Source organism: Acinetobacter sp. ABJ_C1_1 (assembly GCF_044684115.1).
Taxonomy (GTDB): domain Bacteria; phylum Pseudomonadota; class Gammaproteobacteria; order Pseudomonadales; family Moraxellaceae; genus Acinetobacter; species Acinetobacter nosocomialis_A.
Genome location: NZ_JBITPU010000012.1, coordinates 100,439 through 125,728, shown reverse-complemented (window position 1 = coordinate 125,728; position 25,290 = coordinate 100,439). Strand labels below are relative to the sequence as shown.

Here is a 25,290-nt window from a genome sequence, read left to right as displayed (position 1 = left end):
ATCCAATATTTGTTGAAAATTATTTTAATTAAAAGTTTTATATAACAAGTTTCAATATCTTAATAAAATAAAATATATTATTAATTAATAATATGCAGAAAAATGGCTTTAGTTAATATTTTACTATTACACTAAAGCCTTATTTTTTAATTTAAATAAAAATACCTTTAAGTTTATTTAAAAATTATCTGGACTCTCAAAACGTTTTACTTCTTGCAACTTATTCGGATCATGCATAGTTGCAATACCATCTTCTGTTTTCTGGTCAACGATTACATCGGGATTAAAGATAGTAATCGTTTCTCTTCCTAATGCGTCTTCCCCTACGATATATTGAAAGCCACGGCGGTTCATTTTATGGCATAGTTTCTGGTAAAAACCTTTAAGGCCTTCTGTTTCTTCATTAGGATTGTAATAAAATGCATTCATTACCGCTGGTAGGCCAAGACCACACACCACACCAGATAACAATACGCTAATAAAAGTATATCCAATCAGAATACTACTATAAGGGCTAAGTGCTGGAATATTCGCGACTGCCAAAATTAAAGCAAGTGAAATCCCTCCTCGTACCCCACCCCAAGACAAAATGGTTAAACTACCATTGTAGCTTTTGGTCTTACGCATTGTCGGAAAGAAAGCAAAAGACATAAAATTTGCTGCAAAGCGAGAAATATGCAAAATAAAGAAAGCGACTATCCCGCCTAAAATCAGGCTAAAATTTAAATCAAGAATAAATAACTCAAGACCAATTAAAGTAAATAAGAATGAATTAATAATTCCTTCTACAGTATGCCAAAAATGGTTAACTTCCCTAATCTCGCGCTCTTCGCGGATTTCTTTCCACTTATTACCAACGATTAAACCGCCAATAACACAAGCAATCGGTGCAGATGCATGAGCAAATAAAGCAACCAAATATGCTCCGCTAGCAAGTAAGGCGGTTGTTAAGATCAGAGATTCCATTTCGTGCTTACCACGTAATAGGCGTAATGTTCCTATACCAAATGCCCATCCAATACCGACAGCAACCACAATTTCATAAAGCAAAGCTTCTAATGTCGCAACTAATGAAAAATGCTCACCTTGTAAAACATTCAGTAGAGTCATAAATAATGCAATACACATCGCATCATTAAATAAAGACTCACCCTCTAATTTGACAATAAGATGATGGGGTGCACGAATTGAACTTAAAACGCCTTTAATACCGATCGGGTCTGTTGCACCCAATGCCGCGCCTAATAATAGAAGAACTAAAATTGGCACATGATGACCAACCAGCAATTGGAAGCCGTAAAGTAAGCCACCAAACAATACCGCACAGATAACTAGCGCAATAGTCGCTAGAATACTAATTTGTCTCCAATAACTTCTTAAGTCTGAAATTTTAAATTTCAGTGCAGAAGATGTCAGAATAAAACAGATGACGCCATTAATTAAAAAGTCATAAAAATCGATATGACGTACTGCTTCTTCAATATTATGAATATTAATAGTAATAAACTGATTACCATTTAAGAGACTGGCTCCCCATTGCAAAATAAAGACAAAAATTGCAGAAACAAGAGGCACGCCAATAGCTTGAGGGAAGCCTAAAATACGCTTATTGAATATAGTAGTTGCAATTGATAAGGCAAATACAACCGTAAGTGCTTGTAATAAGAAAAAATTACCCATGAACACCCTTCTTCTGGGTCAATGACCAAATAAGAAAACCTAGACAGCTGAACTGAACAGAATGACAAAATAGGCACTTTATATGTGCCCAAACAGTTAAAAATTGAAATATAAGTTTAACGAATTACTTTAATCATTCTATCGATCAGTTAAATTTCTTAACATTAATTATGAATCAGAGGGGTATTAAAAGATGAGCTTATTAAAAATGCTTTAATAAACTCATCTTTCGCATTAGATAGAATTATTAAAAGTATCACATTGATTGATATCACCAGACTTTAAGCCCACTTGAAACCAATGCATCCGCTGCTCACTCGTACCATGGGTGAAGCTATCAGGAACAACTTGGCCAGTTGCACGTTTTTGCAAATAGTCATCACCAATTTTTTGAGCTGCATCCATTGCTTCTTCAACATCACCAGACTCTAAAAACTGAGTACGTTGTTGATTATGATTTGCCCATATACCTGCTAAACAGTCGGCTTGTAACTCTTGACGCACAGATAGCTGGTTACCCTCTCTTTGACTAACTTGCGAACGCGCTTGTTGCACTTGAGAAGAAATACCAAGCAAGGTTTGAACATGATGACCCACTTCATGAGCAACAACATAGGCTTGGGCAAAATCCCCTGCCTCATCTTGGCGAGAAAGCTCTGATTTATTTTGTTCACCCGAGATACCCATTTGCTCACGCATATCTTTAAAGAATTCGGTATCAATATAAACTTTCTGGTCAGCTGGACAATAAAAGGGTCCCATAGCAGATTGAGCGGTACCACAACCTGAGCGAGTCACTCCACTAAATAAAACCAACTTTGGCGGTGTATAAGTTTTACCTAACTGCTTAAATATAGGTGTCCACGTATCTTCTGTATCAGCTAATACAGTTCCAACAAAATCTGACGCTTCTTTTTGCTCAGGTGTTAAACTTTCTGGTGAAGTTGCATTTGATTGTTGTGAAGCAGTAACCTGCTGCGTTGCCTGATAAGCCATTTGTGGATCAACGCCAAAAAATTTCCATGCGACAAATGCCACAATCAAACCAATAATACTAATACCACCTGCTTTAACGCCGCCCCCACCTCGACGGTCCTCAACATTGGTACTGACTCTACGATCTCTCCAACGCATAACTTCCCTCTTCTTTTAAATGGCCTGATTAGTCAGAAGCTTTTGGCCACATTTTCTGTATTAAACTCACCACAAGCAACACAACTGCACCAGCAATCATACCAATCACAAAGTTCATTAATGTCGGTGTTAAAGTACCAATAATATTTCCTACTGCTGGTATAGTTTCTACCTGATCAACCGTATCTTCAGTAACATGGTGAAGTAAAGGAATCGTATGATTAATAATCCCTCCACCTACTAAAAACATTGCAATAGTTCCAACAATAGAAAGTAGCTTCATTAAAAGAGGAGCAAAAGCAAGTAAACCACGTCCTAGAGTTTGTTTGAAAGAAGCAGCTTGTTTTGTTAAATATAATCCTAAATCATCAATCTTAACAATCACGCCAACCAAGCCATAAACGCCAAGCGTCATCACAACTGCAATAATGCTAAGAACACTAACTTTAGTTAATAATGTAGCAGTCGCCACTGTACCTAACGAGATTACGACAATTTCAGCTGATAAAATAAAATCTGTACGAATAGCCCCTTTTACCTTCTCTTTCTCAAAAGTAGCCAGATCTAGCTCTTCATTGTTAAATTCTTTTTCTGCTTCCTCAGAGGTCGAAGCTTTTCTATGCGTAATTGTATGAAGAACTTTTTCAACGCCTTCATAACATAAAAATAAGCCACCTAACATCAAGAGCGGATTAATCAGCCAAGGTGCAATAACGCTAATTAATAAAGCTAACGGTACTAAAATAAGCTTATTAACTAAAGAACCTTTCGCGACCTTCCACACAATAGGCAATTCACGATCTGCTCGCACACCTGTTACCTGTTGTGCATTTAAAGCCAAATCATCACCTAAAACACCAGCAGTTTTCTTTGCTGCCATTTTGCTCATTAAAGCGACATCATCTAAAATTGTTGCAATATCATCTAGTAATAAAAGTAAGCCACTTGCCATTTCTTATCCAGGTTTGTATTTATCTGACTATTGTAAGATGAAATATTCCAATTTCTGTAATTTTACTGAATAAATTCACAATATTATTTTAAGAAAGTTTAACCAATCGCTGACGAAAAAATTTTATTTCCCGTACAATAATGCCAATCTTTTATATTACAGGGCTTACTATCCCTGATTAAGCCAATACGATAGTGGAATAAATAATGAGTAATGTTGATCAGCGTCCAATTATTTTGACAGGCGACCGCCCTACCGGACAACTTCACCTTGGGCATTTTGTCGGTTCTTTGCGTTCACGTGTAGGTTTACAGGATAGCCATCATCAACATCTCTTATTAGCAGATGCTCAAGCATTAACAGACAATGCTGATAATCCGGATAAAGTGCGCCGTAACATCTTAGAAGTTGCTTTAGATTATTTAGCAGTTGGTATTGACCCAACTAAGACAACCATTTGTGTACAGTCATGTTTACCAGCACTGAATGAGCTTACAATGCTCTATCTTAACTTCGTGACGGTTGCACGCTTAGAGCGTAACCCGACCATTAAGTCTGAGATTCAAATGCGCGGTTTTGAGCGTGACATTCCGGCTGGTTTCCTTTGCTACCCTGTCGCACAGGCAGCTGATATTACGGCTTTTAAAGCAACTGTAGTACCAGTGGGTGAAGATCAGATTCCAATGATTGAACAAACCAATGAAATTGTACGTCGTGTGAATCGTCAAATTGGTCAAGACCTTTTACCAGAATGTAAAGCATTGCTTTCTAATATGGCTCGTTTACCAGGTTTTGATGGTAAAGCAAAAATGTCTAAATCATTAGGCAATACCATTGTTTTAAATGCTTCTGACAAAGACATTAAGAAAGCTGTAAATGCAATGTACACAGACCCAAATCATCTTCGTATCGAAGATCCAGGTCAGGTTGAAGGCAACATTGTATTTACTTATTTAGATGCATTTGATCCAAATAAAGAAGAAGTTGAAGAATTAAAAGCTCACTACCGCCGTGGTGGTCTTGGCGATGGTACTGTTAAAAAACGTCTTGAAGGTGTGTTAAAAGAATTGATTACACCTATTCGTGAACGTCGTGAAGAACTCGCCAAAGATCCTGATTACATTATGGATGTTTTACGTCAAGGTACTGATAAATGTCGAATCATTACTCAGCAAACTTTAGATGAAGTTAAAGATGGCTTAGGCTTATTTAAATTTTAATTCTTACATCAAGAATATAATTCAAAAAAGCCCTACGGGGCTTTTTTTATTATTACATTTAACTTCAATAATTTAATTTATTAGAATTTCTATATATTTATTATGATTCACACGCTCTTACCCTTTTAACGTGAAGTAACACTAATTAACGTGAACCTTAATGAACAAATATGAACATCTCACTAATATAGCTCAAGTAGGTTGATATGAACCTCACGACATTTCTCCTTAAGCCGAAACTGTTTTTAACAGATTCGTTGTTCTACGCAATGATCACCCCAATCATTGCGTATTTTTTTGTCTTTTTTTAGCCTTATTATTTCTAATTTCATTTTATGCTACTTTTCAATGATGCAAAAAAATACCGCATCATTTTTCAGATGCGGTATTTTTTAAAGATTTAAGGCAGCTATTAAACTAAACCTTTCTCTTTTAATACTTGCAACATAGTTGAACCAAGCTCAGCTGGGCTACGAGTGTAAGCCATACCTGCTTTTTCAAATGCAGCAAATTTCTCTTCAGCAGTACCTTGACCACCAGAAATGATCGCACCAGCGTGACCCATACGCTTACCTTTAGGAGCAGTTACACCAGCGATGTAACCTACTACAGGCTTAGTCACGTTAGATTTGATGAATTCAGCAGCTTCTTCTTCCGCTGTACCACCGATCTCACCGATCATGATGATTGCATCAGTATCTGGATCGTCTTGGAACAATTGAAGAGCTTCAATTTGGTTCATACCTGGGATTGGGTCACCACCAATACCGATACAAGTAGACTGACCTAAACCAAGCTTAGTTGTTTGAGCAACAGCTTCATAAGTCAATGTACCTGAACGTGAGATAATACCAATACGACCTGGTTGGTGGATGTGACCAGGCATAATACCGATCTTACATTCACCCGGAGTGATCACGCCTGGGCAGTTAGGACCAACTAAACGAGTACCGTTACCGTTAGTTTCTAAATAACGTTTTGCTTTAAGCATGTCGATTGTTGGAACACCTTCAGTGATCACAACGATTAAGCCAACACCTGAATCAACCGCTTCAACGATTGAGTCCAAAACGAATGGAGCTGGTACATAGATTACAGATGCATCTGCATTTGTTTCACGTACAGCTTCTTTCATTGTGTTGAATACTGGTAAGTCAAGGTGAGTTGTACCACCTTTACCTGGAGTAACACCACCAACAACTTTTGTACCGTAGTCTAAAGCTTGTGCAGAGTGGAAAGTACCGTTTTTACCAGTAAAACCTTGTACCAATACTTTAGTGTCTTTATTAATTAATACGCTCATGATTGATACTCCCCTTACGCTTTAACTGCAGCTACAACTTTTTCTGCGGCATCAGACAAACCGTTCGCAGAAATTAATTTCAAACCAGATTCATCAAGTAATTTAGCACCTAACTCAGCGTTGTTACCTTCTAAACGAACAACAACTGGAACAGTTACGTTTACTTCTTGAACCGCTGCAATAATTGCTTCAGCAATCATGTCACAACGTACGATACCACCGAAGATGTTAATTAAAACACCTTGTACAGAAGTATCAGCAAGGATGATTTTGAACGCTTCAATTACGCGCTCTTTAGTTGCACCGCCACCAACGTCAAGGAAGTTTGCAGGCTGACCACCATAAAGTTTAATGATGTCCATAGTTGCCATTGCAAGACCAGCACCGTTAACCATACAACCGATATTACCTTCTAAAGCAACATAGTTAAGATCAAATTCAGATGCTTTTAATTCACGCTCATTCTCTTGAGATTTGTCACGTAAAGCAGCAACTTTAGGTAAACGGTAAAGCGCGTTAGAGTCGATACCTACTTTCGCGTCTACACATAAAATTTCGCCATTTTCACGAACTGAAAGTGGGTTAATTTCAAATAAAGCAAAATCATTTTCAACAAATGCTTGGTAAGCAGCTGTCATGATTTTTACGAATTGACCGATTTGTTTGTCTTTCAAACCTAAAGCAAACGCAACTTCACGTGCTTGGAATGGTTGTAAGCCAACCAACGGATCAACTTCAACTTTGATAATTTTTTCTGGAGTTTCTTCAGCAACTTTCTCGATTTCTACACCACCTTCTGTAGAAGCCATGAAAGTAATACGACGGCTAGAACGATCTACAACCGCGCCCAAGTAAAGCTCACGCTCAACTGGATATACGTCTTCAGCAACAATGATGCTGTTTACTGGTTGACCATTTGCATCAGTTTGATACGTTACAAGACGAGTACCAATGATATTGTTTGCAAATTCGATAACATCTTCTTTAGATTTTGCAACTTTAACGCCACCAGCCTTACCACGACCACCAGCATGAACTTGCGCCTTCATTACAGCGAATTTACCACCAAGCTGTTCAAATGCAGCAACTGCTTCGTCTGCATTGGTTGCCAAGATACCTTCTTGTACCGGCATACCATATTCTTTCAATAACGCTTTAGCTTGATACTCATGTAAGTTCATTTAGTTACCTACTTAACTTTGTTTGTTGTCTTCAATTTGCGCAACATTCTCATGTTGTATATGCAAATTGCTGTCTACGTCTATCAACTTGATGATTTTTTAATCACACCATCGAATGTGAAAAAGAGCGGAGAACCGCTCTTTAATTTTATTTACGCTTACGTTGAATCGCGTGAATTGCACGACCATCTACAGCAAGTGCAGCTTCATGAACAACTTCAGAGAATGTTGGGTGACCAAAAGTCATCAACTGAAGATCTTCAACAGAAGATACAAATTCAAGAGCGATCATACCTTGGTGAACGATATCAGATGCAGCAGGTCCAATGACATGCATACCTAATAAACGGTCAGTTTTTGCATCAGCAACGAACTTAACAAAACCTGCGCCTTCACCAGCCGCTAAAGCACGACCATTTACAGCAAAACCGAATTGACCAGTTTTTACTTCATGACCTTTTTCTTTAGCTTGCTCTTCAGTTAAACCTACCCACGCCGCTTCAGGGTGTGTATAGATAACAGAAATGATTGTGTCATAGTTCACTTGAGCTGCGTGACCGTGAATACGTTCAACAGCCATTACACCTTCTTCCATTGCTTTATGAGCAAGCATTGGACCGCGAACCAAGTCACCAATCGCGTATACACCTTCTACAGAAGTTGCACAGTGATCATTTACTTCAACTAAACCACGTTCAGTTAATTTAATGCCTGAATCTTCAGCCAATAAACCTTCTGCATATGCTTTACGGCCAACACAAACGATTAATTTGTCAAAAGTTTGAGTTTTTTCTTCGCCACCTTGAGTGTATTTAACAGTCACTTCACGACCATTAACTTCAGTGCCAGAAACTTTAGCACCAACGCGAATATCAAGACCTTGCTTAGTTAAAAGCTTTTGGTATTCTTTTGCCAAAGCTTTATCAGCCATTGGCAAGAATGCATCCATTGCTTCAAATACAACAACTTCAGCACCAAGACGACGCCATACTGAACCAAGTTCTAAACCGATTACACCAGCACCAATCACACCTAAACGCTTAGGTACTTCTGGGAAGTTTAATGCGCCAGTTGAATCAACAATAATATCTTGATCTACAGGAGCTACAGGAATATTTACAGGCACAGAACCAGACGCAAGAATCACGTATTTAGGTTCTAAAACTTGAGTCTCACCTTCATGAGAAACGAACTCAACTTTTTTACCAGCAAGTAATTTACCTGTACCTTTTAACCACTCAATACCGTTGCCTTTAAGCAATTGATCGATACCGCCAGTTAATTGGTCAACAATTTTGTCTTTACGAGCAAGAAGTTTTGCAAGATCGAAATTCACTTCACCAGTTGTAATACCGTGATCAGCTAAGTGATGCACTGTATCTTCATAACGATGAGAAGAATCAAGCAAAGCTTTAGAAGGGATACAACCTACGTTTAAGCAAGTACCACCTAAAGAAGGCTTACCATTGTGAATACGTTTTTCAATACAAGCGACTTTGAAGCCTAGTTGAGCAGCACGAATCGCAGCTTCATAACCACCAGGACCACCGCCGATGACAACAAGATCAAATTGTTGAGACATTTTTATCTCCATAAACCAGGATAGAGGATCGCTCTACCCTGGTAGGTATTTATTCGAAGAAATTAAAGATCAAGGATGAGTTTAGCTGGCTCTTCTAACAATTCTTTGATTGCTACTAAGAAACCTACAGCTTCTTTACCATCGATCATACGGTGGTCATAAGAAAGCGCTAAGTACATCATTGGTAAGATTTCAACTTGACCATTTACCGCCATAGGACGCTCTTGGATTTTGTGCATACCCAAGATACCAGTTTGCGGTTGGTTCAAAATAGGAGTTGAAAGCAATGAACCGAAAGTACCACCGTTAGTGATTGTGAAAGTACCACCAGTCATTTCTTCGATAGATAATTTACCGTCACGTGCTTTACCAGCATAAGCAGCAATACCTGCTTCAACTTCTGCATAGCTCATACGGTCAGTATCACGTAATACTGGTACAACAAGACCACGATCAGAAGATACTGCAACGCCGATGTCATAGTAACCGTGATAAACGATATCGTCGCCATCAATTGAAGCGTTTACAGCTGGGTAGCGTTTAAGCGCTTCAGTTGCTGCTTTAACGAAGAATGACATGAAGCCTAAACGAGCGCCATGACGTTTTTCGAAAGCATCTTTATATTGCTTACGCAATTCCATGATTGGCTTCATGTTAACTTCGTTAAATGTAGTTAACATTGCAGTTTCTTGAGTTGCAGCAAGAAGACGCTCAGCAACACGCTTACGTAAACGAGTCATTGGAACACGTTTTTCGATACGCTCGCCAACAGCAACACTTAACGGAGTAACGTTAGCAGCTGGTTTAGCTTGATGGTTTGCAACATCTTCTTTAGTGATACGACCACCACGGCCAGTACCTTGTACGTCAGCAGCAGCAATACCAGATTCAGTTAACGCTTTACGAACCGCAGGAGCTTGATCAGATACAGTTTCTGTACGTTCAACAACAGGAGCTGCACCAGCTTGAGTTTGAGCAACTGCTTGTTCTACCGCTGCAGGAGCAGCAGCTGCGCCAGCACCAGCTTCGAATTGAGCAATAACTTCGTCAGAAAGAACTGTATCGCCTTCACCTTTAATGATTGCAACCAAGCTACCATCTGCAGGAGCAACAACTTCTAAAACAACTTTGTCGGTTTCAATATCACAGATTACTTCATCACGTGATACAGGTTCACCCACCTTTTTATGCCAAGTTGCGATGGTGCCATCTGCAACAGACTCTGGGAATACCGGTGCTTTAATTTCGGTTGCCATTATTGAGAATCTCCTGATTGTTCAGCTTCGATTGCCAATGCATCATTAATTAGCTGAGCTTGTTGTTTTGCATGCAAGTACGGTGAGCCACAAGCTGGTGCAGCAGAAGCTTCACGACCTGCAAAACTGATACGGATTTGTTTGCCAGATTTTAAGATATCGTCATATAAACGCGGTGCGATAAACAACCAAGCGCCTTGGTTCTTCGGCTCTTCTTGCGCCCAAACGAGTTCTTTCACATTTGGATAAGCAGCCAAGATTTCCGCAAGACGTTGCTCTGGGTATGGATACAACTGTTCAATACGTACGATTGCAACATTAGTTAAGTTTTGTTCACGACGTTTTTCGAGTAAGTCGTAATAAACTTTACCGCCACAAAGTACAAGACGAGTTACATCTGACTTGTTAATTTGATCGATTTCGTCAATTACAGTTTGGAATGAACCATGTGCTAGCTCTTCTAAAGTAGAAGTCGCAAGTTTATGACGAAGTAAAGATTTCGGTGACATTACGATTAATGGCTTACGAATTGGGCGTACAGCCTGACGACGTAATGCATGGAAAATCTGTGCAGGTGTCGTTGGAGTGATCACTTGCATGTTGTCTTCAGCACATAACTGTAAGAAACGTTCTAAACGAGCTGAAGAGTGCTCTGGACCTTGACCTTCGAAACCGTGTGGTAACAACATTGTTAAACCACAAACACGCTCCCACTTAGTCTCACCAGAAGCAATAAACTGGTCAATCACAACTTGAGCACAGTTTACGAAGTCACCAAATTGTGCTTCCCAAATAATCAAGCTCTTAGGAATTGTAGTTGCGTAACCATATTCGAACGCAAGAACTGCTTCTTCAGATAAAAGAGAGTCGTAAATCGCAAAACGTGGTTGGTTCTCTTTAACATGACAAAGAGGAATGTAAGTTGAACCATCAACTTGGTTATGCAATTTCGCATGACGGTGTGAGAAGGTACCACGACCTACGTCTTCACCAGTAATACGAACTAGATAGTCTTCATCTAATAAAGTTGCATAAGCTAAAGTTTCTGCTGCACCCCAGTTTAAAGGAGTTTCACCAGTTTGCATTTTCACGCGATCTTCAATTACTTTTTGAACCTGACGCTGCATTACAAACCCTTCAGGAAGTTTGCTCATGCCCTCGCCTAATTCTTTAAGGCGGTTCAAGTCAAATGAAGTATCCCAATCGTCTGTATAGTCATGGCCCAAATATGGAGTCCAATCAACAAACATTTTGGTATTTGGTTCAAGAATCAATGCATTTGCTACATGATTACCCGCTTCTAAATCAGAACGGTAATCTTCAACCATTTGATCAGCTTCAGCACGATCAAGTACTTTCTCTTGTACAAGTTGATCAGCATAAAGTGTACGAGTAGTTGCTTTCTTCGCAATTACTTGATACATCAATGGTTGTGTACCAGATGGCTCATCCGCTTCGTTATGGCCGCGACGACGATAACAGAACAAATCGATAACAACATCTTTACGGAATTCGTGACGGAAATCATGTGCTAATTGAGTAGCAAAGATAACAGCTTCAGGATCATCGCCATTTACATGGAAAATTGGCGCCTGAATCATTTTAGCAACGTCTGTACAGTACTCTGTAGAACGCGCATCACGTGGATCAGAAGTTGTGAAACCAACTTGGTTGTTCACAATAATATGAACTGTACCACCAACCGTATAGCCACGAGTTTGTGACATTTGGAAGGTTTCCATGTTCACGCCCTGACCTGCAAATGCAGCATCACCATGAACAATAACTGGCAATACGTCATCACCGCCGATGTCTCTACGACGTACTTGACGTGCGCGTACAGAACCTTCAACTACAGGACCAACAATTTCCAAGTGAGATGGGTTAAATGCCAATGCCAAGTGAACTTCGCCACCTGGAGTCATTACATTACTTGAGAAACCTTGGTGGTATTTAACGTCACCTGAACCTTTCTTATGAATTGATTTACCTTCGAACTCACCAAATAAGTCCGCAGGATTTTTACCCATAATGTTAACAAGAAGGTTCAAACGGCCACGGTGTGGCATACCGATAACAACTTCTTTACAGCCTACAGCACCAGCACGCTGGATAATCTCGTTTACCATAGGAATAAAAGATTCGCCGCCTTCAACACCAAAGCGTTTAGCACCGACGTATTTATTACCAAGATATTTTTCTAGACCCTCAGCAGCGGTTAAACGCTCTAAGAAGCCTTTCTTTTGATCATTTGAGTAATTGAATTTACCACGGGCACTTTCAAGACGTTGTTGAATCCAACGCTTTTCTTTTGTGTCCACGATATGCATGTATTCAACACCGATTGAACCACAATAGATTGCTTCCATTGCTTCAATCATTTCAGCAAGAGTTGCTTCACTCTTACCAATCTCAAGATTGCCTGTGTTGAATACTGTGTCTAAATCTGATTTGGTTAAACCGTGTGCTGAAAGATCTAAATCAGGAATATCTTCACGCTTAGCAAGACCTAATGGATCTAATTTAGCTTTTTGATGTCCGCGATTGCGATAAGCAGCAATAAGTTGTAAAACGCCAATTTGACGACGCTCATGCTCAGTACTTACAGTACTTTGTACAACAGGTTGAACACGATTAGCATTACGTCCTAGTAATAGGAATTGCTCACGCACAGCGCTGTGTGGTTGGTCACCCTTTGGATATTTATCGAAATATTGGCGCCAGTCCTCAGCGACGGAGGTTGGGGAAGTCAGGTACTGCTCGTAAAGTTCTTCAATATACGCTGCACTATCAGCGGAAAGTTCAGTGTCAAGACGCAATGCGTCAGCAACTTCTTGCATTTGTGGACCCATTTCCTATTGCAAAAAATATTACAGGCTGCCTTTTAAGCACACCCATGATGCATAATGTCAAATTGGTAAAAATGACACTACTTACCCAACAGGTCTTCAAGACCATGGGGCGTCATACTACCTAGAGAGAAAACTCCATAGGTAATTAATGAATCACAACGCCCTCAATGGCATCATCACTCACCTTATACTCGATTAAAACCGAGCAATTTTTTGCAAATCTTTTTAGAAAAATTAACTACACAATTAACTTTTCTAAAATGACTTTGACCATAAAAATTAAGCACTGATCTAAGATCGTGCCACTTAATTTAATTTCACTAGTATACGCTTTTTTCACCTACAACTTTGTGGCAAATCGTATCATGTTCTTAACGAACGATTGATTTTTTTGACACATACCATCTATAAATTGGCGAAATACATATCCAATTTTATCTATTAATATATGGTGCTTGATATAAAAACCCCTCTTTTAGCGACTAAAGTATAAGACGCCTATTATAAAGTTAAAAAAAAACGCACATCAAGGATGTGCGTTCTCTATTTGTGCAGAATTAACCCGCTTGATCTAACAACATGTTACGGATGTGACCGATAGCTTTTGTTGGATTCAAACCTTTAGGACATACTGACACACAGTTCATGATACCTTTACAACGGAACAAACTGAATGGATCGTCAAGACGAGCCAAACGATCTGCGGTCGCAGTATCACGAGAATCGATAATAAAACGGTATGCATTCAACAATGCTGAAGGACCCAAGAATTTATCAGGGTTCCACCAGAATGATGGGCATGAAGTTGAACAACATGCACAAAGAATACATTCATACAAACCATTCAAGTGTTCACGCTCTTCAGGAGACTGTAAACGCTCTTTAGGTGGAGCTGGTTGGTTATTGATCAAGAATGGCTGAATTTTGTCATATTGATCATAGAATTGGTTCATATCAACAACCAAATCTTTAATAACCGGCAAACCTGGCAATGGACGAATTACAATTTTCTCAGGTAGGTCGTTTAAATTCCATAAACAAGCCAAACCATTTTTACCATTGATGTTCACACCATCCGAACCACAAATACCTTCACGGCATGAACGACGGAATGTTAACGTTTCGTCTTGAACTTTCAAAGCAAGCAATGCATCAAGCAACATACGGTGCTTATCAGTCAATTCAAGTTTGAAAGTTTGCATGTACGGCGCTTTATCCTTATCAGGATCATAGCGGTAGATTTCGAATGTACGAGTACCTCTACTCATCTTTATACTCCCGATTAGAATGTACGTGGTGCTGGTGGAATTGGATCAACAGTTAACGGCTTGAAGCGCACTGGCTTATATTCCAAACGGTTATCTGATGAATACCATAAAGTATGTTTCATCCACTCATCATCACGGCGACCGTATGAATAAGTTGGGTGATCAGCTGGTAATTCATAGTCAACTACCGTATGCGCACCACGACATTCTTTACGCGCAGCAGCTGAAATTAATGTAGCTTTTGCAACTTCATATAAGTTTTCAACTTCAAGCGCTTCAACACGTGCAGTGTTAAATACTTTAGATTTATCTTTCAAGTGAATGTTGCGCACGCGTGGTTCAAGAGCAAGAATCTCTTTAACACCTTTATCAAGCAATGCTTGGGTACGGAATACACCAGCGTGATCTTGAACGATATCACGAATTGCGTCAGCAACTTCTTGTGCATTTTCACCAGAAGTTGATTCATCTAACTTACGTACGCGATCTAAAGTTTGCTCTAATACGTTTGTTGGAAGTGGCGCATATTCATCACCATGATGCTTAGTTACGTAATCGATAATGTGCTCACCAGCAGCTTTACCAAATACAACCAAGTCAAGAAGTGAGTTAGTACCTAAACGGTTTGCACCATGTACTGATACGCAAGAACATTCACCAATTGCATAGAAACCTTTTACAGGTTTAGTGTAGTTGTCTGTACCAGGCTCTGGTAAGCACACTTGACCATGCATATTCGTAGGAATACCACCCATTTGATAATGGATTGTTGGTACTACTGGAATTGGTTCTTTAGTAATGTCTACGTTTGCGAATTTTTTACCGATCTCAAATACAGATGGTAAACGCTTCATGATTGTGTCAGCACCTAAGTGAGTCATATCAAGTAAGATATAATCACCTTTTGGACCACAACCACGACCTTCTTTAATTTCTTGGTCCATAGAGCGTGATACGAAGTCACGTGGAGCCAAATCTTTTAAAGTCGGTGCATAACGTTCCATGAACGGTTCGCCGTCTTTGTTACGAAGGATCGCACCTTCACCACGACAACCTTCAGTTAACAATACGCCTGCGCCCGCAACACCCGTAGGGTGGAATTGCCAGAATTCCATATCTTGTAATGGAATACCAGCACGAGCAGCCATACCAAGACCGTCACCAGTGTTGATATAAGCATTTGTTGATGCACGGTAAACACGACCAGCACCACCAGTCGCAAACAATGTTGCTTTTGCTTGGAATACTGCGATGTTACCAGTTTCTTGGTCAATTGCAGTTACACCAAGTACATCACCTGCTTCGTTACGGATCAAATCAAGAGCGATCCATTCAACGAAGAATTGAGTACCCATTTTCACGTTGCTTTGATAAAGCGTGTGCAATAATGCGTGACCAGTACGGTCAGCAGCAGCACAAGCACGTGGAACTGGTTTATCACCATAGTTCGCAGAGTGACCACCGAACGGACGTTGGTAAATTGTACCATCAGCGTTACGGTCAAACGGCATACCCATGTGTTCAAGTTCATACACAACTTTTGGCGCTTCACGACACATAAATTCGATTGCGTCTTGGTCACCTAACCAGTCAGAACCTTTTACTGTATCGTAAAAGTGGAAATGCCAGTTATCTTCTTGCATGTTCCCTAACGACGCACCGATACCGCCTTGAGCAGCAACTGTATGTGAACGTGTTGGGAAAACTTTAGTAAGTACTGCAACTTTCAAACCTGCTTGAGCAAGTTGGTAAGATGCACGCATACCAGAACCACCACCACCAACGATAACTGCATCGAAAGTGAGGTTTTGAATATTTGAATAATCTTCTTTAGGGGTTATCGCGCCCATGATATCTTCCTATCAATTCGCCCAGAAAATCTGGATACCCCAGATTGCGTACACAAACACTGCAATAATGACAGCCGTCGTCAGTACAAGGCGTAAACCTTTCGCTGAAGGACCCATTTGACGAGTAGTGACATAGTCAGTGAAAACTTGCCACATACCAATCCATGCGTGTGCGATAAGCGATAAAATTGCCAATAAAGAAAAAATCTTCATTGGTAATGTCATCATGAAACCAGCCCATTGTTGATAGTCAAATCCGCCTTTGCAGAGAATCCAACCAAAAAGAACAACAGTATAAGCTGCCAATACCACAGCACTTACACGCTGGATAAACCAATCACGAGAACCTGAACCTGTTAAACCTGTAGCACTTTTCATTAGAACATAATCCATACAAAGGCTGCGATAATGGCTACCACAGATAAGATCAATGAAATTGTCGCTGCAATACGACCGCTTTGCAGTTCTTCGGCAAAACCTAGATCTGCAAGCAAATGCTTAACCCCAGCAATAAAGTGGAAAATTAAGCCGGCTACAAATACCCACACGACAAAACGTACAAGGATATTTCCAAAAACGACATTTTTAACGTAGTCAAATCCTTCTGGTGAAGATAATGATTTATCTAGAATCCATAAGAGAACTGGTACTAATAAGAAAACGATGACACCTGATAAACGGTGTAAAATTGATGCAATAGCCACGGGTGAGCGTAAATTTACCGCTAACACCTGACCCATGGACAAATTGACAGGTCTGTTGCTTTTCACAGCGGGCATCCTGTAGGTAGAAACTCCGACCGGAGTTTGTTGAATTAATTCCAAGGAAAGCTGGCATTGTTAGGCAAGCACAGCTCATGCCTAACCTATAAACGACACTGAATTATAAAACGCGAAATATCAAAATACAAACAATCCACTTTGCCTTTTCCGCAAAAACTCATCAAATAAGAATCATTCACATAGCCAAACAGCAGTCTTCCCTATCCAAAACCTAAGATAAAACAAAACATGTGCTTGTTTAACCTCATATTTTATAAAAAATATCTTTTCTACTGCTTTATTTAAAATAAGTGGGTTTTAGACTAAAGATAAAGTTAATAAATCATCAAGTCTAATCGAAAGCATAAACTAAAATTATTCTTACTTACTAATTTTGATCATTTTTATTTTTAAAATGGTAACTATCCATACTTATCTTAAAAGTAATAAAGAGCTACTTGACTCTTAACAGTGAGCAGTATTTTTACAAAAAAAGCTTTTTAATTTTTCAAGCATGATCAACAAGCTATTTTTTAGACAATTAAACTCAAAAAAAGTACAACTTTTGGAATTATCAAATGGTGATAATGAAGCAATTTTTGAATCGCAATTTAAAATTACAGACTGAGTTTTATGATTTTTTTAAGCTGATTGACATTTTATGACCACTACGAATTCTTAATTTTTATTTAAAAATTTGCTTACAATTGTACTCACGCTTCATTTTTTTTCTGCACGTTCTTCTTGAATTGACTTATGATACCATCCCGATGCAGTGATTTTACTGACTTTTTTGCTCGGGTCTTGATGACTAACTCTCTGTGGGAACGTCATTTTTTATCCATAAGTATAATTGACAAAATTTCAGTACTCACTAATCTTATAGCAAATTTTGACACCGTCTGATTCGCACATGAGAAAATTAGGATTTCGAGTCAGATAATCATTCACCAGGACAGGAGATCTATTGAATGTCTGAAGCAACTGGCAAAAAAGCCGTATTACATCTTGATGGCAAAGAAATTGAATTACCAATTTACAGTGGCACATTAGGTCCCGATGTAATCGACGTTAAAGATGTATTGGCCTCAGGTCACTTTACTTTTGATCCTGGTTTTATGGCGACAGCTTCATGCGAGTCTAAAATCACATTTATCGATGGTGACAAAGGTATTTTATTACACCGCGGTTACCCGATTGACCAGTTAGCGACTCAAGCAGACTACCTTGAAACTTGTTATTTATTATTAAATGGCGAGTTACCAACTGCTGAACAAAAAGTTGAGTTCGATGCGAAAGTTCGTGCTCATACTATGGTTCACGATCAAGTTAGCCGTTTCTTCAATGGTTTCCGTCGTGACGCACACCCTATGGCAATCATGGTTGGTGTAGTCGGCGCATTATCTGCGTTCTATCACAACAACCTTGACATTGAAGACATCAACCACCGCGAAATTACTGCGATTCGTTTGATTGCTAAAATTCCAACGCTTGCTGCTTGGAGCTACAAATATACTGTAGGTCAGCCATTCATCTATCCACGTAATGACTTAAATTACGCGGAAAACTTCTTACACATGATGTTTGCGACTCCTGCAGATCGTGACTACAAAGTAAACCCTGTTCTTGCTCGCGCAATGGATCGTATTTTTACACTTCATGCTGACCACGAACAAAACGCGTCTACATCTACAGTTCGTCTTGCTGGTTCTACTGGTGCGAACCCATATGCATGTATCTCTGCTGGTATCTCTGCACTTTGGGGACCTGCACACGGCGGCGCGAATGAAGCAGTTCTTAAAATGCTTGATGAAATTGGTAGCGTTGAGAATGTTGCTGAGTTCATGGAAAAAGTTAAACGCAAAGAAGTTAAGCTTATGGGCTTCGGTCACCGCGTTTACAAAAACTTCGACCCACGCGCTAAAGTTATGAAACAAACTTGTGACGAAGTTCTTGAAGCTTTAGGTATCAATGATCCTCAATTAGCTCTTGCTATGGAACTTGAACGTATTGCGTTGAACGACCCGTACTTCGTTGAACGTAAACTTTACCCTAACGTAGACTTCTACTCTGGTATCATCCTTAAAGCGATTGGTATTCCAACAGAAATGTTTACTGTAATCTTCGCTCTTGCACGTACAGTTGGCTGGATCAGCCACTGGTTAGAAATGCACAGCGGGCCTTACAAAATTGGTCGTCCACGTCAGCTTTACACTGGTGAAGTGCAACGTGACATCAAGCGTTAATATTCGAAAGAACATTAATGTAAAAAAGCTGCCTTATGGCAGCTTTTTTTATAAATAAGTTTTTTTAAAAGTTACTCTTCTTCAAACATATTTAACAAGTGATGACTAATACCATCTGCTCTTAACCAAGCCAACTCATAACTTGCTTTAGCCAAAGCCAAGACACGTCTTTCAAATTCAGTCCATATCTCTTTAACTTGTGCTTCTGAAATCCCTAAACCACTTTCAGATGCAAGATATTTATTTTTTTCACATATTTTTAAGGCATGGTAAAGTTTACGACCTTTACTCGCCCCTTCCATTAAACGAACACGCTTGCTTAATATAAAACCTTCCACATGCTGGACATTCGCCTGTGGCAACATAGGTACCAAAATCTGGTCTAATTGATCATCTAAGCGCTTCCAGACAGCTAAACGCTGTTCTGCTGTATAAGTATTCCATTGAATCACTTCATGGTTAAAACGGCGACAACCACGACATACCTGATCACCAAAAACTGTTGAACAACGCCCTGCACATGGGGTGAGAGAGAGCGTTCGATGATCATTACTCAAAACAGACTCCTTAAATAAACCATATACTTTTTATGGTTTTCTCGCTTATTACAAATTTTCGCGCTAAAATACGCGCCTTAAATTTCTATCTTAATACATTTGGAGTTTTCCATGAACGCTACTGTAGAACAGCTTGCACCTGTAGAACAGCAAGCGACCGCGGGTTGGGTTGTTGCAGCACTATATCAATTTAAAGAAGTTCAAGATCCTGCTGATCTTCAACAACGTCTTTTAGACTTAGTGAAAACAATTAACCTTTGTGGAACTCTGATTGTAGCAGGTGAAGGAATTAATGGTACCGTTGCTGGCGACCGTGAGGCAATTGATAAAATTCATCAATTTTTGTTAAACGAAGGTTTTAACGCTATGGAATATAAAGAGTCCCATAGCTCTGACAAACCTTTCCGTAAAATGAAAATTAAGCTTAAAAAAGAAATTGTAACTTTAGGGGTAGAAGTAAAACCTCGTGATTTAGTAGGCCACTATCTTGACCCTAAAGAATGGAATGAGCTTCTTGCACGTGATGATGTAATCCTAATCGACACGCGTAACGACTATGAATATAAAGCTGGTACTTTCAAAGGCGCGATCGATCCTAAAACTGAAACATTCCGCGAGTTTCCTGAGTATGTTAAAAAAGAGTTAGAACAGCATAAAGACAAGAAAATCGCGATGTTCTGTACAGGCGGTATTCGCTGTGAAAAATCGACTTCTTTACTTCTTCAAGAGGGCTTTCAAGAGGTTTACCACCTCAAAGGTGGTATTCTTAAATACTTAGAAGAAACTCCAGCAGATGAAAGTCTTTGGGAAGGCGAATGTTTCGTATTTGATGGACGTACTGCTGTAACTCATGGTGTCGAAGAAGGTGCAAACATTAAATGTCATGCTTGTGGCTGGCCTTTAACTCCAGAAGAGTCTGCTCTACCAAGCTATGAACATGGTGTTTCTTGCGTATATTGCATCGATAAAACGACTGAAAAACAAAAAGCCGGTTTCCGTATGCGCCAATCACAAATTGCTGCAGCTAAGCGTAAACGCTTATAAAACTAAAAAGTATTTTCAAAAGGCATTTAGTTTTCTAAATGCCTTTTTTTATTTCTTCCAAATAAACACTGACAATAAAAAACGCCCTAGAAAGGACGTTATTTATTATTTCTTCTAATAAATTAATTTGGAGTATGGTACATCAAATATAATTCATTCAAATTATCTGGAATTTCTTCTGCCAGTTCATCCATTAACTGTCCATTGCGACGGAAAGATTCCATCTGTGGATCTTCTTCATCAATTCCACTAAAAACCATGATCGGTAAAGTTAAATCAACCAATTGTTCTTCATACTCAGGAGCAAACCATGCCTCTTCGTTTAAAAACATTGCGTCAACAAACCCTACACTCCAATCGCCTAGGCTTGATTCAACATCAGCTTCTTCAACTTCAAATGGAAATTCAATCCCATTTTCATTTGCTAAATCTTGACGAATCGACTCTAGCCAAACCTTGATTTGTTGAATAATTTCTGCCGGAACCTTTTTCTGGTTACCTTCGAACAATTCATCTAACCAGCGGTCAAACTGAGGACCTACTGCAATTGCACACAAAAAACCATGAGTTGCAGCAAAGTCTAGACCATACTCATTGTGGTCTCCATCTAGATATTCACTTAACTGGTCTAAATCTAATGCACTCATTGTGTTACCTGACTTTAAAAAGAAATTGACGATAGCATAGCACTTAAGCCGACGATGCCCTATTTAGTTTTGATCAGTCTTCATCATCAAGATCATCGTCGTCTAAATCATAATCGAAATCTTTCAACTCACGCTCTAAACGGCGCTGTGCCAATAGATCATCAATTAATCTACGTTTTTCCAACGATTCTTTTGCACTGATTTTGCCTGATGACTCATCAAAACCGACATCATCATCATCGCCGTAGTTATCATCTAGTTCAAAATCTGTAGAAGACACTAAAACTACCTCATAATGAAAAAATGTGAATGGGTCTAGCCGCTATTTATCTGTCTTACTTTTCCTTGTCAAGTTTTATTTATATTTTTTTCATTTAATTGCCTATTTGTACTTTTTTTCGCCCAAAAAATTGTGTATTTATAAAACAGCACAGTCTTTTGATAATCGAAGATTTCTACAAATTTTTCTATGATTTAAACTTGAAAAAAATGATTTTAGCCCAATATTCAAAAAATAGTCGTGAATTCAAAGATATTTTTTATTTAACGGTCACCGATCAAAGCCGAAACATTTCAAGCAAATTGTGCTATCATGCACGGTTTTTCACTGCCACAGATTCAACAAAGAGTAAGCAAAGATGAGCGATATGCATTCCCCTACTTCTCAAGTAGCGGCTCTGATTAGCCGAGGCAAAGAACAAGGTTACTTAACTTACGCTGAGGTTAACGATCATCTGCCGGACTCGATTACTGAAAGCGAACAGATTGAAGACATCATCCAGATGCTTCAAGACGTTGGTATTCCTGTACACGAGCGTGCACCTGAATCTGACGATACCATGTTCGGCGAATCAGCTGATGCAACTGACGAAGTTGCTGAAGAAGAAGCTGCTGCCGTACTTGCATCTGTTGAAAATGAGCCTGGACGTACGACAGACCCTGTACGTATGTACATGCGTGAAATGGGTACAGTAGAACTATTAACCCGTGAAGGTGAAATCAGCATTGCCAAACGTATTGAAGAAGGGATTCGTGATGTCCTGAACTCAATCGCTTACTGGCCAAATGCTGTTGAAGTTGTATTAAAAGAATATAATGATTTTTTAACTGGCGAACGCCGTCTTGCCGATATTTTATCTGGCTACCTCGACCCTGAAACGGATGAAGATATTCCTGAAGTTTTAGAAGAAGTTGAAGAAATTGAGGAAGAAGACGATTCATCTACAAAGTCAACGAAAGAAGTTAAGCTTGATGATGACGATGAAGAAGAAGAGTCTGAAGGTGATGATGACTCTGAAGGCGATTCAGGTCCAGACCCTGAAGTTGCAAAAGTTCGTTTTGCTGAATTAGAAGCTGCATGGGCTCAAACTAAGTCCGTGATTGAAAAACATGGTCGTAATAGTCGTGAAGCAAATGAAGCACTTGAGTCTTTAGCAACTGTATTCATGATGTTTAAATTTACTCCACGTTTATTTGACATCATTTCAGAAATGATTCGCGGAACTCACGAGCAAATTCGTGCCAATGAACGTGAAATTATGCGTTATGCAGTACGTCGTGGCCGTATGGATCGTACTCAATTCCGTACATCTTTCCCTAAACAAGAATCTAATCCAGCTTGGTTAGATGAACAAATTGCTAAAGCTCCTGCAGAAATCAAAGGGCATTTAGAAAAAGTTCGTCCAGATGTTTTAGCATTCCAGCAAAAGATTGCAGATATTGAGAAAGAACTTAATTTAAGCGTTGCTGAAATTAAAGATATTTCTAAACGCATGGCAATTGGTGAAGCCAAAGCACGTCGTGCGAAAAAAGAAATGGTAGAAGCTAACCTTCGTTTGGTAATTTCGATTGCGAAGAAATACACCAACCGTGGTTTACAATTCCTTGACTTGATTCAAGAAGGGAACATTGGCTTGATGAAAGCTGTAGACAAGTTTGAATACCGTCGTGGTTATAAATTCTCGACTTATGCAACTTGGTGGATTCGTCAGGCAATTACCCGTTCTATCGCAGACCAAGCACGTACAATTCGTATTCCTGTACATATGATTGAAACGATTAACAAGATTAACCGTGTCTCTCGTCAGTTATTACAGGAAATGGGCCGTGAACCTACTCCAGAAGAGTTGGGCGAACGTTTAGAAATGGACGAAGTCAAAGTTCGTAAGGTTCTTAAAATTGCTAAAGAACCAATTTCAATGGAAACTCCAATCGGTGATGATGAAGATTCGCATCTTGGGGACTTTATTGAAGACCAGAACATCACTTCTCCAATTGATGCTGCGACTTCAGAAGGCTTAAAAGAAGCAACTCGTGAAGTTCTAGAAAACTTAACTGAACGTGAAGCTAAAGTATTGAAAATGCGTTTTGGTATCGATATGCCAACTGACCATACTTTAGAAGAAGTTGGTAAACAGTTTGATGTAACGCGTGAACGTATTCGTCAAATCGAGGCGAAAGCTTTACGTAAATTACGTCACCCTTCTCGTTCTGAACACTTGCGTTCTTTCTTAGAGAATGACTAAGTTTTGAAATCTTGAAATTTCGGCACTAGTCCCCATTTAATAGAAAGAGCTACAAACGCCTGCGATGATGCAGGCGTTTCACATGATGAGGTTACTTATGTTAGACCGCACTCCATCTCGCGAACTCCGTGAAGACCTTTGGGTATTTCCAATGGACTATCCAATTAAACTCATTGGCGATGCGGGTGAAGAATTACGTATAGCTGTAGTTGATATTCTAGTAAAACATTTTCCTGACTTTGACCAATCAACGTTAAAAGTACAAGAATCTCGTACAGGTAAATACCATTCATTAACCGCACAATTACGCTTTGATGAATTGGAACAAGTTCATGCTTTATATGCAGACTTGGCTGCTTGTCCGCAGATCAGAACTGCACTTTAATTTTAAGATGCCATGACAACTTTAATGTCATGGCATTTTTATTTATATCAATCTTATTATAAATAACAATAAATATTTAGAACCGTTTAAGCAAAATACTTTAAACTCATCAAGAGCATACTCTCATAACTTAATATTGTGAGACTGCCCTTCTGTTTAGTACATCGCACAGGAAAATGTTTAATGAGCCTTGATAAACCCACTTTGATTATTCGTCAGTGGAACGATTTACAAGATTATCAAAGCAAATTCGAATTGATGAAGAACCTGACCAATCAACGTGATGAAAATACACCCGACGAGCTATGGTTGCTCCAGCATCACGAAGTATTAACTCAAGGTCAAGCTGGAAAACCAGAACATATTCTAATTCCATCCAATATTCCTGTAGTTCAAACTGATCGTGGTGGGCAAGTGACATGGCATGGCCCTGGTCAACTGGTCGCGTACTTTATGTTTGATCTTAATCGGCTAAAGTGGAATGTGCGTACATTGGTTAGTTTTGCTGAACAATTTATGATTGATGTTTTAAAGAAATATAATATTGAAGCATATGCAAAACCTGATGCTCCAGGCGTATATATAAATGATAGAAAAATTGGTTCCTTAGGTTTCAAAATTCGTCGTGGCCGCAGTTATCACGGTTTAGCCCTAAACTTAGACTGTGCATTAACAGGTTTTCAAACTATTAACCCATGTGGTTATGCAGGTTTAGAAATGGTCCGCATACAAGATTTGGTGACTCCATATCCATCATTTGAACAACTTTGTCAGGACTTTATTGAGTATATTAAGGCCTCTGGGTACTTTAATGACCCTGAAGTCAAAATTGAATAAATGATTTTGA

General features: G+C 39.2%; 21 protein-coding genes and 1 pseudogene. 6 read left to right on the top strand and 16 right to left on the bottom strand.

The window, feature by feature from the left end:
- Positions 1–177: 177 nt before the first annotated feature.
- From ACG59Z_RS13980 to ACG59Z_RS13970, 3 genes are all read right to left on the bottom strand, one after another.
- Positions 178–1,680 (bottom strand): sodium:proton antiporter, encoded by a 1,503-nt coding sequence (locus tag ACG59Z_RS13980; protein ID WP_002051161.1) that lies wholly within the window; start codon positions 1,678–1,680, stop codon positions 178–180.
- A gap of 234 nt (positions 1,681–1,914) precedes the next feature.
- Positions 1,915–2,814 (bottom strand): neutral zinc metallopeptidase, encoded by a 900-nt coding sequence (locus ACG59Z_RS13975; RefSeq protein WP_400199842.1) that lies wholly within the window; start codon positions 2,812–2,814, stop codon positions 1,915–1,917.
- A gap of 28 nt (positions 2,815–2,842) precedes the next feature.
- Complete coding sequence (locus tag ACG59Z_RS13970; RefSeq protein ID WP_400199840.1) at positions 2,843–3,766, bottom strand: DUF808 domain-containing protein; 924 nt, start codon at positions 3,764–3,766, stop codon at positions 2,843–2,845.
- Between the two features lie 206 nt (positions 3,767–3,972).
- Between ACG59Z_RS13970 and trpS the strand changes: the two genes are divergently transcribed.
- Complete coding sequence (trpS, locus tag ACG59Z_RS13965) at positions 3,973–4,986, top strand: tryptophan--tRNA ligase (protein ID WP_000072941.1); 1,014 nt, start codon at positions 3,973–3,975, stop codon at positions 4,984–4,986.
- 412 nt (positions 4,987–5,398) lie between these two features.
- Here the strand turns inward: trpS and sucD are convergent, their stop codons facing one another.
- The 10 genes and pseudogenes from sucD to sdhC form a co-directional block, all read right to left on the bottom strand.
- Positions 5,399–6,289 carry a succinate--CoA ligase subunit alpha gene (sucD, locus tag ACG59Z_RS13960; protein ID WP_002051332.1) on the bottom strand — a complete coding sequence of 297 codons (891 nt, stop codon included), beginning with the start codon at positions 6,287–6,289 and terminating at the stop codon, positions 5,399–5,401.
- Positions 6,290–6,303: 14 nt separating this feature from the next.
- Positions 6,304–7,470 carry an ADP-forming succinate--CoA ligase subunit beta gene (sucC, locus tag ACG59Z_RS13955; protein ID WP_001048573.1) on the bottom strand — a complete coding sequence of 389 codons (1,167 nt, stop codon included), beginning with the start codon at positions 7,468–7,470 and terminating at the stop codon, positions 6,304–6,306.
- Positions 7,471–7,618: 148 nt separating this feature from the next.
- The gene (gene lpdA, locus ACG59Z_RS13950) at positions 7,619–9,052 is read right to left on the bottom strand and encodes a dihydrolipoyl dehydrogenase (RefSeq protein ID WP_002051272.1); all 1,434 of its coding nucleotides are present in this window, start codon (positions 9,050–9,052) and stop codon (positions 7,619–7,621) included.
- A gap of 62 nt (positions 9,053–9,114) precedes the next feature.
- The gene (gene odhB / locus ACG59Z_RS13945) at positions 9,115–10,308 is read right to left on the bottom strand and encodes a 2-oxoglutarate dehydrogenase complex dihydrolipoyllysine-residue succinyltransferase (RefSeq protein ID WP_200027436.1); all 1,194 of its coding nucleotides are present in this window, start codon (positions 10,306–10,308) and stop codon (positions 9,115–9,117) included.
- A complete protein-coding gene (locus tag ACG59Z_RS13940) occupies positions 10,308–13,148 on the bottom strand; it encodes a 2-oxoglutarate dehydrogenase E1 component (RefSeq protein WP_263614459.1) in 2,841 nt (946 codons plus the stop codon). The genes odhB and ACG59Z_RS13940 overlap by 1 nt, the downstream gene beginning before the upstream one ends.
- A 157-nt stretch (positions 13,149–13,305) precedes the next feature.
- A pseudogene (locus ACG59Z_RS13935) lies at positions 13,306–13,434 on the bottom strand (hypothetical protein).
- A 283-nt stretch (positions 13,435–13,717) separates the two neighbouring features.
- Positions 13,718–14,428, bottom strand: coding sequence for a succinate dehydrogenase iron-sulfur subunit (locus ACG59Z_RS13930; protein ID WP_004705893.1), 711 nt, complete (start codon positions 14,426–14,428; stop codon positions 13,718–13,720).
- Positions 14,429–14,442: 14 nt separating this feature from the next.
- Complete coding sequence (gene sdhA, locus ACG59Z_RS13925; protein ID WP_227062829.1) at positions 14,443–16,278, bottom strand: succinate dehydrogenase flavoprotein subunit; 1,836 nt, start codon at positions 16,276–16,278, stop codon at positions 14,443–14,445.
- Between the two features lie 12 nt (positions 16,279–16,290).
- Positions 16,291–16,656: a succinate dehydrogenase, hydrophobic membrane anchor protein gene (gene sdhD, locus ACG59Z_RS13920; RefSeq protein ID WP_000833672.1), complete on the bottom strand. Its 366-nt coding sequence runs from the start codon at positions 16,654–16,656 to the stop codon at positions 16,291–16,293.
- Entirely contained in the window at positions 16,656–17,057 is a 402-nt protein-coding gene (sdhC, locus tag ACG59Z_RS13915) for a succinate dehydrogenase, cytochrome b556 subunit (protein WP_001984863.1), read from the bottom strand. The genes sdhD and sdhC overlap by 1 nt, the downstream gene beginning before the upstream one ends.
- 953 nt (positions 17,058–18,010) lie before the next feature.
- Between sdhC and gltA the strand changes: the two genes are divergently transcribed.
- Positions 18,011–19,285: a citrate synthase gene (gltA, locus tag ACG59Z_RS13910; protein WP_001287579.1), complete on the top strand. Its 1,275-nt coding sequence runs from the start codon at positions 18,011–18,013 to the stop codon at positions 19,283–19,285.
- Positions 19,286–19,356: 71 nt separating this feature from the next.
- On the opposite strand, the gene ACG59Z_RS13905 is transcribed toward gltA, so the two are convergent.
- Positions 19,357–19,842 carry a DUF1289 domain-containing protein gene (locus ACG59Z_RS13905; protein WP_343569571.1) on the bottom strand — a complete coding sequence of 162 codons (486 nt, stop codon included), beginning with the start codon at positions 19,840–19,842 and terminating at the stop codon, positions 19,357–19,359.
- Between the two features lie 111 nt (positions 19,843–19,953).
- Here ACG59Z_RS13905 and ACG59Z_RS13900 point away from each other — a divergent pair, with 111 nt between their 5' ends.
- The gene (locus ACG59Z_RS13900) at positions 19,954–20,886 is read left to right on the top strand and encodes a rhodanese-related sulfurtransferase (RefSeq protein ID WP_311070066.1); all 933 of its coding nucleotides are present in this window, start codon (positions 19,954–19,956) and stop codon (positions 20,884–20,886) included.
- A 122-nt stretch (positions 20,887–21,008) separates the two neighbouring features.
- Here ACG59Z_RS13900 and ACG59Z_RS13895 read toward each other — a convergent pair whose 3' ends face one another.
- Complete coding sequence (locus ACG59Z_RS13895; protein WP_001274941.1) at positions 21,009–21,533, bottom strand: YecA family protein; 525 nt, start codon at positions 21,531–21,533, stop codon at positions 21,009–21,011.
- Between the two features lie 73 nt (positions 21,534–21,606).
- Entirely contained in the window at positions 21,607–21,813 is a 207-nt protein-coding gene (locus ACG59Z_RS13890; protein WP_000099358.1) for a PA3496 family putative envelope integrity protein, read from the bottom strand.
- A 358-nt stretch (positions 21,814–22,171) separates the two neighbouring features.
- On the opposite strand from ACG59Z_RS13890, the gene rpoD reads away from it, so the two are divergent.
- The 3 genes from rpoD to lipB all read left to right on the top strand — a co-directional run bounded on the left by rpoD (position 22,172) and on the right by lipB (position 25,280).
- Entirely contained in the window at positions 22,172–24,058 is a 1,887-nt protein-coding gene (rpoD, locus tag ACG59Z_RS13885; protein ID WP_400199836.1) for an RNA polymerase sigma factor RpoD, read from the top strand.
- A 97-nt stretch (positions 24,059–24,155) separates the two neighbouring features.
- Positions 24,156–24,443, top strand: coding sequence for a YbeD family protein (locus tag ACG59Z_RS13880; RefSeq protein WP_002051390.1), 288 nt, complete (start codon positions 24,156–24,158; stop codon positions 24,441–24,443).
- A gap of 183 nt (positions 24,444–24,626) precedes the next feature.
- Positions 24,627–25,280, top strand: a complete 654-nt coding sequence (lipB, locus tag ACG59Z_RS13875; protein WP_400199835.1) for a lipoyl(octanoyl) transferase LipB — start codon at positions 24,627–24,629, stop codon at positions 25,278–25,280.
- Positions 25,281–25,290: the final 10 nt, after the last annotated feature.

What these genes read in the sequence shown, in the direction of transcription:
- sdhD (WP_000833672.1), bottom strand. Translation starts at nt 16,656, where the DNA reads ATGAAAAGTGCTACAGGTTTAACAGGTTCAGGTTCTCGTGATTGGTTT.
- ACG59Z_RS13930 (WP_004705893.1), bottom strand. Translation starts at nt 14,428, where the DNA reads ATGAGTAGAGGTACTCGTACATTCGAAATCTACCGCTATGATCCTGAT.
- sucD (WP_002051332.1), bottom strand. Translation starts at nt 6,289, where the DNA reads ATGAGCGTATTAATTAATAAAGACACTAAAGTATTGGTACAAGGTTTT.
- ACG59Z_RS13970 (WP_400199840.1), bottom strand. Translation starts at nt 3,766, where the DNA reads ATGGCAAGTGGCTTACTTTTATTACTAGATGATATTGCAACAATTTTA.
- ACG59Z_RS13980 (WP_002051161.1), bottom strand. Translation starts at nt 1,680, where the DNA reads ATGGGTAATTTTTTCTTATTACAAGCACTTACGGTTGTATTTGCCTTA.
- ACG59Z_RS13895 (WP_001274941.1), bottom strand. Translation starts at nt 21,533, where the DNA reads ATGAGTGCATTAGATTTAGACCAGTTAAGTGAATATCTAGATGGAGAC.
- ACG59Z_RS13900 (WP_311070066.1), top strand. Translation starts at nt 19,954, where the DNA reads ATGAACGCTACTGTAGAACAGCTTGCACCTGTAGAACAGCAAGCGACC.
- rpoD (WP_400199836.1), top strand. Translation starts at nt 22,172, where the DNA reads ATGAGCGATATGCATTCCCCTACTTCTCAAGTAGCGGCTCTGATTAGC.
- ACG59Z_RS13880 (WP_002051390.1), top strand. Translation starts at nt 24,156, where the DNA reads ATGTTAGACCGCACTCCATCTCGCGAACTCCGTGAAGACCTTTGGGTA.
- lipB (WP_400199835.1), top strand. Translation starts at nt 24,627, where the DNA reads ATGAGCCTTGATAAACCCACTTTGATTATTCGTCAGTGGAACGATTTA.
- lpdA (WP_002051272.1), bottom strand. Translation starts at nt 9,052, where the DNA reads ATGTCTCAACAATTTGATCTTGTTGTCATCGGCGGTGGTCCTGGTGGT.
- trpS (WP_000072941.1), top strand. Translation starts at nt 3,973, where the DNA reads ATGAGTAATGTTGATCAGCGTCCAATTATTTTGACAGGCGACCGCCCT.
- sdhC (WP_001984863.1), bottom strand. Translation starts at nt 17,057, where the DNA reads ATGCCCGCTGTGAAAAGCAACAGACCTGTCAATTTGTCCATGGGTCAG.
- sdhA (WP_227062829.1), bottom strand. Translation starts at nt 16,278, where the DNA reads ATGGGCGCGATAACCCCTAAAGAAGATTATTCAAATATTCAAAACCTC.
- gltA (WP_001287579.1), top strand. Translation starts at nt 18,011, where the DNA reads ATGTCTGAAGCAACTGGCAAAAAAGCCGTATTACATCTTGATGGCAAA.
- odhB (WP_200027436.1), bottom strand. Translation starts at nt 10,308, where the DNA reads ATGGCAACCGAAATTAAAGCACCGGTATTCCCAGAGTCTGTTGCAGAT.
- ACG59Z_RS13940 (WP_263614459.1), bottom strand. Translation starts at nt 13,148, where the DNA reads ATGCAAGAAGTTGCTGACGCATTGCGTCTTGACACTGAACTTTCCGCT.
- ACG59Z_RS13975 (WP_400199842.1), bottom strand. Translation starts at nt 2,814, where the DNA reads ATGCGTTGGAGAGATCGTAGAGTCAGTACCAATGTTGAGGACCGTCGA.
- sucC (WP_001048573.1), bottom strand. Translation starts at nt 7,470, where the DNA reads ATGAACTTACATGAGTATCAAGCTAAAGCGTTATTGAAAGAATATGGT.